The organism is Winogradskyella wandonensis, assembly GCF_004346845.1.
GTDB classification, from domain to species: Bacteria; Bacteroidota; Bacteroidia; order Flavobacteriales; family Flavobacteriaceae; genus Winogradskyella; species Winogradskyella wandonensis.
Genome location: NZ_SMGI01000001.1, coordinates 834011 through 846090, shown reverse-complemented (window position 1 = coordinate 846090; position 12080 = coordinate 834011). Strand labels below are relative to the sequence as shown.

General features: G+C 34.4%; 11 protein-coding genes. 4 read left to right on the top strand and 7 right to left on the bottom strand.

All coding sequences use genetic code 11. From position 1 onward, the window contains the following. The first annotated feature begins 13 nt into the window (after positions 1–13). Positions 14–613, top strand: coding sequence for a hypothetical protein (locus DFQ05_RS03890; RefSeq protein ID WP_132703750.1), 600 nt, complete (start codon positions 14–16; stop codon positions 611–613). Here the strand turns inward: DFQ05_RS03890 and DFQ05_RS03885 are convergent. Next, positions 606–1280: a uracil-DNA glycosylase gene (locus DFQ05_RS03885; protein WP_132703748.1), complete on the bottom strand. Its 675-nt coding sequence runs from the start codon at positions 1278–1280 to the stop codon at positions 606–608. The genes DFQ05_RS03890 and DFQ05_RS03885 overlap by 8 nt on opposite strands. Before the next feature lie 115 nt (positions 1281–1395). Between DFQ05_RS03885 and DFQ05_RS03880 the strand changes: the two genes are divergently transcribed. The 3 genes from DFQ05_RS03880 to DFQ05_RS03870 are packed head-to-tail and all read left to right on the top strand — an operon-like array spanning position 1396 to position 5961. Further along, positions 1396–3564, top strand: coding sequence for an endonuclease MutS2 (locus tag DFQ05_RS03880; RefSeq protein ID WP_132704162.1), 2169 nt, complete (start codon positions 1396–1398; stop codon positions 3562–3564). A gap of 59 nt (positions 3565–3623) precedes the next feature. Further along, a complete protein-coding gene (locus tag DFQ05_RS03875; RefSeq protein WP_132703746.1) occupies positions 3624–5516 on the top strand; it encodes a tetratricopeptide repeat protein in 1893 nt (630 codons plus the stop codon). 22 nt (positions 5517–5538) lie between these two features. Beyond that, a complete protein-coding gene (locus DFQ05_RS03870; RefSeq protein WP_132703744.1) occupies positions 5539–5961 on the top strand; it encodes a thiol-disulfide oxidoreductase DCC family protein in 423 nt (140 codons plus the stop codon). A gap of 286 nt (positions 5962–6247) precedes the next feature. Here DFQ05_RS03870 and DFQ05_RS03865 read toward each other — a convergent pair whose 3' ends face one another. From DFQ05_RS03865 to DFQ05_RS03840, 6 genes are all read right to left on the bottom strand, one after another. Then, the gene (locus DFQ05_RS03865) at positions 6248–7405 is read right to left on the bottom strand and encodes a peptidase MATCAP family protein (RefSeq protein WP_132703742.1); all 1158 of its coding nucleotides are present in this window, start codon (positions 7403–7405) and stop codon (positions 6248–6250) included. Then, a complete protein-coding gene (locus tag DFQ05_RS03860; protein WP_132703740.1) occupies positions 7406–8236 on the bottom strand; it encodes an N-formylglutamate amidohydrolase in 831 nt (276 codons plus the stop codon). Then, complete coding sequence (locus DFQ05_RS03855) at positions 8237–8566, bottom strand: hypothetical protein (RefSeq protein WP_132703738.1); 330 nt, start codon at positions 8564–8566, stop codon at positions 8237–8239. After that, positions 8566–9396 (bottom strand): sulfurtransferase, encoded by an 831-nt coding sequence (locus tag DFQ05_RS03850; protein WP_132703736.1) that lies wholly within the window; start codon positions 9394–9396, stop codon positions 8566–8568. Before DFQ05_RS03850 ends, DFQ05_RS03855 begins: the two co-directional genes overlap by 1 nt. A 123-nt stretch (positions 9397–9519) precedes the next feature. Continuing rightward, on the bottom strand, positions 9520–10557 hold the full coding sequence (gene gshB / locus DFQ05_RS03845; RefSeq protein WP_132703734.1) for a glutathione synthase: 1038 nt from the start codon (positions 10555–10557) through the stop codon (positions 9520–9522). Between the two features lie 187 nt (positions 10558–10744). After that, the gene (locus DFQ05_RS03840) at positions 10745–12070 is read right to left on the bottom strand and encodes a dicarboxylate/amino acid:cation symporter (protein ID WP_132703732.1); all 1326 of its coding nucleotides are present in this window, start codon (positions 12068–12070) and stop codon (positions 10745–10747) included. Positions 12071–12080: the final 10 nt, after the last annotated feature.

Genomic DNA, 12080 nt, shown 5'->3' with positions numbered 1-12080 from the left:
AAAAATTAAATGTATGAAGGCACTCTCTTTTTCAGTAATGGTTGGTATTTCATTATGTGCATCGCTTTGTTGTCCAGAAGAAGACGACTATTTAGACCAAACCCTTTTTGTCCAAAATGATACAATTATTTCTGTAGAGAATAATCAAACCACCTACGACGTTGGCGATACTATTGTTATAGAAACTGTTATTGAAAATGACCAGTTAACCATAGATGATATTAATATTACGTTAAGCGATTTTACCTATGCCGAAATTGGAGCGTCAAAAGCTTTTCATCAGTTAGCGCTGTATAAAGAAACTGCATTTGAATCTGTGGTACAAATACCCTTAAACGAAAGCAGTATAGAAGTTAGCTCTGGTGACGTTAGACTAAACAATCAATTAATAGAGGTTATAAGTTTATATGATGGTAATACATTCCGCAGTAAATTTAGTATTCGACTACTAGAACCTGGAACTTTCTATCTCGCAGGTCCACGATTGCTCTTTAATAATTCTGGCGGCGAAACAACTATAAATATTGGTGTTTACGAAAAAGGGTATGTGGATATTACATCTAAAATTATTAATTCTGACGAAGACGGTAAATTTGTATTTACAGTCAATTAATTTGCCAATCTATTGGTGTCTTACCTATCGATTTTAAAATAGCATTAGTCTTACTAAAGTGTTTGTTTCCAAACCAATAACCTCGGTTAGCGCTTAGTGGCGATGGATGACCAGAGCTTAAAATGTGATGCTTACTGGCGTCAATAAGTTTTGCCTTCTTTTTAGCAAATCCACCCCATAACAAAAATACAATATCGTTTTGCTGCTCACTAATGGTTGTTATAACGGCATCTGTAAATAGCTCCCATCCTTTATTTTGATGGCTACCAGCTTCGTGCGCTCTAACTGTTAAAGTAGCGTTTAACAATAACACACCTTGATCAGCCCAAGGCATTAAATTACCACTTGTTGGATAGGGCATCTCTAAATCTGTTTCTAGTTCTTTAAAGATGTTGATTAATGATGGTGGATGTGCTACACCATCATTGACTGAAAAGCACAAACCGTTCGCCTGGTTTGGCCCATGGTAAGGGTCTTGTCCGATAATCACTACCTTTAAATCTTCAAATTTACAGTGATTAAAAGCATTAAAAATATCTCTTCCTTTAGGGTAACAGGTATGGTTGTTATATTCAGATTTTACAAAGTTTACAAGGTCCGAGAAATAGGGTTTTTCGAACTCCAGATTAAGATAGGGTTTCCAGCTATTATCTATAGATACATTCATCCTACAAATATAAAATTAAAGACTTATAAAAGCCTCTTAATGCATTAGGTGTGCATTGGTAATTCACTTAAATTTGCATTCGGAATTAGGAAAAGCTATTTTGAAAAAAGAACGAATCATAAATATTCATCAAAAAACACTAGACGATTTAGAGTTTGGTACGGTTCAGTCTCAACTAAGCGAACATTGTGTCACTAACTTAGGCAAAGAAGCTGCGCTTCAAATTCAGCCATTTTCTGATGCTAAACTATTAAAACAAGAATTAGCTTACACCAATGAATATCTATCGTCTTTTGATAATGACAACCGTATTCCCAATCATGGTTTTGAATCTTTAACTAAAGAGATTAAGCTTTTAAATATTGAAAATACATATTTAGAAGTCCCGAGTTTGCAAAAGTTGGTGAGTACATCGCTGACAGTAAATAGTATTCTTAAGTTTTTAGAGAAATTTAAAGAATATTATGAAAAATTGCATCAGCTTTCTCAACCGATTGAGCATACTACAGCCATAATAGAACAAGTAGACGCTGTTGTTGACCGTTTTGGCGACATTAAAGACAATGCATCTCCTGCGCTTTCTGTGCTTCGAAAATCTATTGCTAGTTTACGCACAAAAATCAATACGAGTTTTGCTTCGGCATTAAGCAAATATCATAGTTTAGACTATTTAGATGATATCCGCGAATCTGTAGTAGAAAACAAACGCGTTCTGGCCGTAAAATCCATGTATAGACGCAAAGTTAAAGGTGCTATAATGGGTGGAAGCAAAACGGGTAGCATTGTTTATATCGAGCCAGAAACTACGCTTCAGTATTCTAGAGAATTAAATAACCTTTTGTATGAAGAAAAAGAAGAGGTTATTAAAATACTGAAAGAATTAACCGATTACATTCGATTATTTTTACCGCTTCTTAACCAATATCAAGACTTTTTAATTAAGATAGATGTGATCTCTGCTAAGGCAAAATATGCCAGAAGTATGAATGCTATTCTTCCTGAAATTTCAGAAGAACGCAACATGTATCTTAGAGATGCGTACCATCCATTACTCTATTTAACCAATACAGAGAAAGGTGAAAAGACATTCCCGCAGACGATAAGCCTAGAAGACGATGCCAGAATTATTGTTATCTCTGGTCCAAACGCTGGAGGAAAGAGTATTACGTTGAAAACTGTTGGTTTGCTTCAAGTTATGTTACAAAGCGGACTACTTGTTCCCGTACATGAACGCAGTAAAATGTGTTTATTCGACAGAATCTTGAGCGACATTGGCGATAATCAATCTATAGAAAATCAACTAAGTACGTATAGCTACAGGTTAAAACAGATGAATTATTTCTTAAAGAAATGCAATAAAAACACTCTATTTTTAATTGATGAGTTTGGTACAGGTTCTGACCCAGAATTAGGTGGTTCTCTTGCTGAGACATTTCTAGAAGTCTTCTATGACCGAAAAGCGTTTGGGATTATAACCACTCACTACTCTAACCTAAAGCTACTTGCTAACGAATTGCCATATATGCGCAATGCCAATATGTTATTTAATGAGCGTACGTTAGAGCCAATTTACAAATTAGTAATCGGACAAGCCGGAAGCTCATTTACTTTTGAAGTCGCTCAAAAAAACGGTATTCCGTATAGCTTAATCAATAAAGCAAAAAAGAAGATTGAACGTGGCAAAGTACGCTTTGATGCGACTATCGCAAAGCTTCAAAAGCAACGTAGCCGTTTAGAAAAAACCGAACAATCTTTAAAAGCTAACGAAAAAAAGACACAAACTGAAGCAGAAAAACTCGAGGAGATAAATCAAAAAATTCAGAAAAAACTAGAAAGTTACCAAGAGCTATATGACAGCAATCAACGCCTAATATATCTCGGGCAAAAGGTCAATGACTTGGCAGAAAAATTTCAGAATAACAACCGAAAACGAGAGTTAATGGGCGAATTATTTAAACTCGTTCAGATAGAAAATTCTAAGCGTAAAAAAGTGTCTGCAAAACAGAATCGTGCTGAAAAAGCAAAAGAAGCTCAGATAAAAAAAGAAGCTGAGAAAAAGGTTGAAGTCATCAGAAAAAAGAAAAAAGAGGCTAAACAAAAAGAGAAAGAAAAGCCAACTCCGCCTAAACCTGTCTTAAAGGTTGGTGACCGCGTAAGAATGCATGATGGACGTGCTGTAGGTAGCATAGATACTATAGAGAAAAATAAAGCTACAGTAAACTACGGCTTATTTACAACCAATGTTAGTATGGACTTATTAGAACTGGTAGAAGCATCAAAGTAATTAGTATTATACTTTGTGGAATCCACATAATAATCTAATTTTAAGCAAACTAACCAATCATGAGGACTTTAATTATAAGTATAGCGTTATTGCTAGTAGCAGAAGTTTCTTCTTCACAACAATCTCAACTTATAGATAGTCTAAAATTAGAATTAAAAAACAGAAAAGAAGACGACTCGATTAAAGTTCTAATACTTACTAAACTTCACGAAAAACTTATGTTTTCCAAACCAGAGGAAGCAAAACAATATGCGCTGCAGACTTTGGCTATTTCAAAAAAAAATAATTACAAAAGAGGATTAGGAATTGGCAATATGCATTTAGGGAATTACCACTCTAATCGTGGTGAAAATGATTCCGCCTTATACTACTTTACCGAGGCCAAATCTATTTTTAAAGAGACGAAAAGTACTCGCGGTATAATTTTTATTAATCACTCCATTTCTAGTATTAAACAAACTAATGGCGAATTTGATGAAGCAATTGCAATCACAAAAGAAACTCTTAAAGCCATTGAAAAATTTGAAAAAGACGGTGACCTAAAAACCAAATTCATAGGGGCACAACACAATTCTCTAGCTGGTATTTACATAGAAAAAGGTAATTACAATCTAGCCTTATCGGAAGCCTTAAAGGCTATAAAATACTTTGAGGAAATTAATCATAAAAGCAGAAAAGCCGATGTTCTGAAACAGATTGGCGATATAGAAACTGCTTTAGGAAATTATGAGTCTTCTATATCATATTTTCAAGAAGCAATTGATTTATACAAAGAGTTGGATGATAAAATGTATCTCGCTTATGCACATAACTCTTTAGGCATATCTTATCAAGAACTAAAACGATATGATGATGCGAAGACACAATATAATTTAGGTCTTGAAAATTCTAGAGCAGTCGAAAACAAACTTTCTACATCTAATGCCTTACACAATCTTGGAGAGTTAGAGTTATTGAAGAAAAATTATAAAAAGGCCAAAGATTTGTTTTTTGAAGCAAAAGACATATCCGAGAGTGAAAACTTAAAACTTAGTCTTGTAAACGCTTACCAAGGCTTATCTCAGGTAGATTACCATCTTAATAAATTTAGCAGTGCATTAGATTACAATCAAAAAGCGTTAGATATGTCTAAATCGATTAATGCGTTGCCACATTTAAAAGACACCTATCAACTTCACTCCGACATCTTGTTAAAATCTGGTAATTCTAATGAAGCTATAAAATATCTAAAAGAAGCTCAAAAAATTAATGACAGCTTATATACTCTAAAAAAGTCGAGGCAGATTGAAGAGCTTAAGGCTATTTATGAAACAGAAAAAAAAGAAGCAGAGTTGGTAATAAAAAATAGGGAAATAGAAAGTCTAACGGTAAAAGCAAAAAACGATAAGCTTACAAAATCACTTTATGGTATAGGTATGTTTTCTTTTCTAACGATAGCAGGACTTCTCTACTTTGGGTTTAAACAACGAATAAAAAAGAATAGAATTGCTAGAGAGAAACAAGAGGCCATTTACAAACAAGAAATTGAATTTAAAAAGAAAGAATTGGCTTCACAAACATTACATCTGGTTCAGAAAAATTCATTTATTCAAGAGCTAAAGGAAAACTTAGAAAAAATAAAAAAATCACCAGAACTTTTTAAAGTAGAATTTAGACGACTAGTTATGTTACTGAAAAAAGAAAGCGCAGAAGACAAAGATTGGGAAGTTTTTAAATCTTATTTCTCTGAAGTTCACAATAACTTTGATATAAAAATTAAAGAAATTTCTAACGATATCTCTGAAAAAGAAATACGTCTCGCTTCGTTTTTACGAATGAATTTAACAACTAAAGAAATCGCATCAATGCTTAATGTTCAGCCAGATAGCGTAAAAAAATCTAAATATAGACTGAAGACTAAGTTATCTTTAGGAAAGGATGATGATTTAACGCAATTTTTAAACTCAATATAACACTGTATTCTATCTTTGTATTGTGATAGAACGTGTACCAAAAGACAAACAATTAATACTGTTTGATGGGATTTGCAATCTCTGTAATAGCAGCGTATTATACGTAATTAAAAGAGATAAGAATAATAAGTTTCTTTTCGCGCCTTTACAAAGTGCTATAGGAGAAGCCATCATTAATGAATTTAATATAGACACCAATCAGACAGATTCTATATTACTTTACAATCCTTCAGAGCAAAAAATTTTCAGCAAATCTACCGCTGCGCTAAAAATTGCTAAAGACTTAACGTTTCCTATAAAACTTCTTTCTGTATTTTTAGTATTTCCATCAGTACTTAGAAACTGGTTCTATAATTATATTGCGAAAAATCGCTATAAATGGTATGGCAAACGAGAGTCTTGTATGATTCCAACTCCAGAATTAAAAGCAAAATTCTTAGATTAGCATTTACTCATTAAAAAGACCCATTTACTCCTAAATCTACCTGGTTAACTCAGTTTTAGTTTCATAGCCCTATTATTAATCCTACTTTTAGGTAGAGTTTAAGGTTGATGGTTGATGATTGGTTACTTTTTGTAGCCAAGTAACAAACCTCAAAGCTAGATAATGTTAGCTTGAGCCTATCTTCAGTTAGATAGGAACGAATCAAGCTCTTTCAATATGGCAAGTCTACCCTATCGTAAGTATCATTGAAAAATGGTAGACAATACTATCTGGCTTTGAGGTTTTCTTATTTTAAGCCGCTAAGGATAAAATCTAAATTAGTATTAGTATTGTTATTTATTTTATAAGCATCTGTAAGATGTATCGGTGGTATTGCTAAACCTAAATCTAGAAGTTTTTCTATTGTCGGCAGGTAAGACATACTTACTTTTCCCATTAATAGCTTACCTAAGTCGTGGTGTTCGTTAGCATATTTAAAGACGTTTCGCAGTCCTGTTAAGTACAAAAAATCTTTAGTAAAACCACCTCCACGATGAATGCGTTGTGTAATACTAAAGGCTTTATTACGTTCTAACTTATGATGCCTATGTAACAAATCGAACGTATCGGCAAAGCTATAACCTTTACTTAAACTATCCGCTGCTATCACTCTAAATGCCAATTCTCTTAGGCGAAACATGGTTAAAGAACCACTCATATACTCTGCATAAACAGCCAAGCCTTCTTGAGTTTCTACATTATTAGGAAAACCATTCGAAAATACTTTTAGTGGCTGAGATAAACCATTAAATGTTGTTACCATGTGCACACCTATTTCATGATTTGCTAAAACCTTAAGCTGATTATTACTAAACTTATGATTTTTCCGTAATACTAAAGTCTGCGTATTATTCAGAACCATTGCAGCTGCAGAAATGTTATTACTTATCTTTAAATTATAATTAAAATCATAACGCTTAGCGTAGTCCTCGAAATAGGACTTGGCGTAATCTACATCGTGAACAGGCTCTAAATCGGCGTCCTCTACATCATCAAAACGTAGAATAAATTTGGCGTTTTCGATGTCATTCTCTGTTGGCGTTCCAAAACTTTTTAGACTGTTGTAATAGAATTTTCGGCCTTGACCTATAGTTTCTATGCATTCTATCAATCCTGAATATTCGTAAATAATGTCTTCGTACAGCTGCCGGATATCATCATCTTCTATGCGCTCTAAACGCTGTGAAAAGAATAAACGATGAAGTTTATACCCATTAAATTTAATCTTAGGATACTTAAATTCTGGCTCGTAAGTATATTTAGACGAGAAAAACTTCTTTTTTTCCGCAGTTATATTTAAGGGATTTATATAATTAAGTAATTCGATATTCTTTACCAATCTATCTAGATTGGCATCGATATCAAATAGCTCTTGAAACTCTGATGTGGTTTTTATTTGTGCCATTTAGCTAGAAAACGCATTGTAAAAATCCGAAGCGTGCTTAGGTAAAATAACTTTTAGTTGTTTTTCTACAGCAGACACAACTTCTGGATATATGATTTGGTTATATTCATCGCAATACACTTTTGCGATTTCGGTTGCCAAAACTAGTGTATTTTTAAAGTTCTGCGTAATAAATTTTAAGAAATACCCATTTCCATAAAACGTATTATTTATAGCGGATGTTTGCTTAATACCATGTGGCAAATGTATTGTTGCTAGCGCTTTCCTCCAATCTTCGATGCAAGTACCAAAGCGCTCGTTATCGACATTAGAGGTGCCCAAATTCCAAGTAGGTACTTCTCTATCCCAACGCTGCCAATTGTAGCTGTGCATATCGTAAACAATACAAATACCAAACTTTTCTTCGAGTTTAGATATTAAAGCAGCAACGACCTTGTAAAAATTGGCGTGCTTTTGCTGACTTACTTTTTTTTGAGTATCAGGAAGTGGCGTTTTCCAGAGCTGTTTGCCCCAAGCCGTTTCAAAAACGGCCTCTTCTGGTGTACGATTCAAATCATACTCAAAACGAGAGTCACATCCTGCAATTACAATAGGATGTGAAGCAATCATGGCCTTAGTTTCTGGGTCTTCTTCGTACCAACGCTCATATTCTGTATGCAAGCAATTGTCCCATAATTCCTTTCGGAATTGATGTCCGTCATGTACCGCGCCACAGGCATAATGTACATACTTATCAATTTTTAAGGTAAACGAATAATCATCCGCTACTGCATGAAAACACACCTCATTATTAATGTTTTCGATGATTTTTGAAACTGAAAGTCTTTCCATTTATTTTAAAATACGTTTTAGAAATAATAGCATTGAATGTTCTCTGATATCAAAATCACCATCAGCAAAAAATAAACCTTTGATGTCAGCCAACATTTGTTCAAGAGCATCCTTGGAGTAGTTATGCTTCTCGACAGAAGCTAATATCTTTTGAATACTCTGAAAGTCATTATCCTTCGAAAACTCATCATGAATTTTTTGAAAGGTTTGCATATCTACTTTAGAAATAATAACATTTCGCTCCTTATTATCTTCTTTAAAATCGGAGTGCGCTGCATATAGTAAAGTATATGCAATAAGTTCTTCTTTTGTCCAATTAGGTGCTTCCATTATTGTTCTGTTAGTGTTCCGTATTCCGTCCATGAACCGTCGTAAACAACGATATCGTTATAATCAGCGATTGTAGCGCCTAAGGCTAAATTACAAGCTGTAATACCAGAGCCGCAGCTAAAGACTAGCGTTTTATTTTTGTCTGAAATTGAATTGAACAGTCCTTTCAATTCTTTTTTCGATTTAAGCTTGTGACCATCTAGCAATTCGGTGTAAGGTAAATTTACGGAATTAGGAATTGTTCCGCTTCTTAATCCTGCTCTAGGTTCTGGAATTTCACCAGAAAATCGTTTTTTTGGGCGCGCATCTATAATCTGGACATCGGCACATTTTGAAAAATTTGATACGCCATTAAAATCTGTAAACAATGAAGCGTTTAATTTTGGGTTAAAATCGCCTTTGTCTGTAGCATCCGAATAATGCTTAACCGTTAAAAATCCCATCTTATGCCATTCTGGTAAACCACCATTTAAAACAGCCACGTTTTTATGACCAAAATATCTAAAAAGCCACCAAGCGCGAGCGCTAGAATATATACCGTGTTGGTCGTAAATAACAATACAAGAACTAGAATTAACTCCTAAATTTCTAGCTTCAGTTTGAAATTGATTTTTACTTGGAATCGTATTCGGAAACTGGGCATCAACTGCACTGAATTTATTTTTAATATCAAAAAACCGAGATTTTGGAATGTAACCAATCGTGTTTTCTACACCAGAACCAGACACTTTAGGAATTGTAGCATCAAGAACAACGAGATTTTCCGCTTCAATGTTAGCATTAAGCCATTCAACTGAAACTAAAGAAGAATTAAGATTAATGCCTTTCATATGGAAACAGATAAAAAAATTAAAACTTTGAGCTTCAGTTGCATCTTGACGGCAAGTCGATTTTACAAATTACTAATAACCACGGTATTTTTCTGAATACTGCTACTGAATACTGCTTACTCTCTAAGCATCTTCTACAGTCTTCCGTAATCGGGTACGTCTATTAAATGCTTCAAGATTATCTAAGACTTTACTTTCAAGAAAATCGATAACCTTCTCCTCTACTTTTCGTTTGTTTTTATAAACTTTATTGATGTAAGTAATACCGCCAGGAGACATTACATTTACTTCTACCAACTTTCCACCAATAACATCTATTCCAACAAAATACAAGCCATCTTTTACAAGCTTAGGTCCTATTTGTCTGCACAAGGCCTTTTCTTCTTTTGTTAAAGTATGTCGCTGCACAGAACCGCCAGCAGAAACATTTGAGCGGTGGTCATCATTACCAGGAACACGTTTCATTGCACCAACGGCTTCACCATTAAGCATTAAAATTCTAACATCGCCCTTATCGGCACCTTCGATATAATCTTGAAGAATAACATAATTAGATTCACCTTCGCCAGCACTGATGTAAAAATCCAATAGCGAATTAATATTGTTCATCGCTGATTTTTCTATTAGAATTACGCCTGAACCACCAAATCCGTTTAATGGCTTTAGAATCATTTTATCTGACTTTGATTCTTTAATCTGCTTTATTAAATACTCCTTATTCTTTGATACGTGGGTATTTGGAATAATATTGCTATGCGCATCACCAAAAGCTGCCGTATATAATTTATTGTTGGCTTCCCGCATACCCTGCAATGAATTAACGATAAAAACATCATCTTTTACAGAATCTAAAAAGTTAAGCATTAACGGGTCTAGCGGTGGATTTGCTCTAAAAAATATGGCATCAAAACCAGCCAAAGGCAACATTTCTTCACGTAATTTTGCTTTATTATAAAATGCTTTAAGTGAAGTAGGAACCTTATCCATACGACCAACAACAGTACAAAAAGCATTAGTCACGCTATCACGTATCGTTAAATTGGCAGGTGTACAAGTAGCGACGCCATGGCCTCGTTTTACACATTCTTTTATAAGCGCTAAGCTGGTATCGTTTTCAGGGTCTATTTTTTCCCAAGGATACATTATAAAGCAAATATTCATAGTATTTGGTTGGTTTTTAAAAAATGAAAGGAAAAGATACTAACTTTTATTTAGTTGGTAAAACTGAATGTGAAAATCCCTAGCGTTTTTCACTTAAAAATTCAAACTGGTGTTTTTTAGAACGCTTCGACGTCACCTAGCGTAAAGCGATTCAATATATTTTCTTAGGAAAAAATGTGTTCTCTGCTTATTTTACAGCCTCATAATTATCATCCCATTCCTTGGGTTTTGGATTATCATGGAGTTTTCCTAAAGATTTTGCAACGAGCAGCGACACTGTAGCGTCTCCTGTAACATTAACTACGGTTCTACACATATCTAAAGGCCTGTCTACAGCAAAAATCAATGCTAAACCTATCGGTAACAATTCTGACGGGAAATTTATAGATTCTAAGACTATAACTAACATTACCATACCAGCACTTGGTACAGCCGCAGAACCGATAGACGCTAATAATGCGGTAAAAACAATAACCAACTGATTGGTAAATGATAGTCCTTCTGGCCAAATAACCTGCATAATAAATACAGCTGCAATGCCTTGATACAAACTTGTGCCATCCATATTAACGGTAGCGCCTACTGGAAGTACAAAGCCCGAAACCTCTTTGTCTACGCCAACATGCTCCTCCACACGTTCCATAGTTACGGGTAAGGTTGCCGCACTACTACTTGTAGAAAAAGCCAATAGCTGTGCTGGACTAATTTTACTTAAAAACCACATCGGGGATTTTTTGCCATAAACTTTAACCAAAAGCATATAAAAGCCAATCATAAGTACTAATCCGCCAACAACACAGAACGCATATTGTAGCAGTTTAACTAAGATGGTGGTATCATCAAAAGCGATAATAACATTAGCCATAAGCGCAAATACAGCATAAGGTGCAAAAAGCATGATTAAGTCGACCATTTTCATGACGACCTCGTTTAAGGAATCAAAAATATCAATCATGGGTTTCGCTTTCTTTTCGCCTATGAGTAAAAGACAAATTCCAACAAATAAGGCAAAGAAAATGACTTGTAACATGCTTGCATCTGCCATAGATTGAAAAATATTACTTGGAAAAATATCTACCAAAGCCTGCAACGGACCTGCATCTTTTTGTGCACTCGCCTTTACTAATTTATCTGTAACTCCGGCATCGTTCTCATATTTTAATTTAATGTTCTCGATGGTGTCTTGAGGCATCCCAGTTCCTGGTTTTACAATATTTACGATTGATAGACCAATAACAATAGCTACCAAAGTTGTCCCTACATAAATTAGGATGGTACGTAAGCCCATAGCCTTAATCTTAGAAATGTCTTTTAAATCTGAAATCCCTTTTATTAAAGACGCTAATATTAAAGGTACTGCAATTAACTTGAGAAGATTAATAAATATCGTACCAAACGGCGCAATCCAATCGGTTACAAATTGCTGTCCGTTGACGCTATTCATAATAAAACCAAAAATGATTCCGAGAACCATTCCTATAATAATCCTCCAGTGTAATGCTAGTTTTTTCATATTTTCCTTC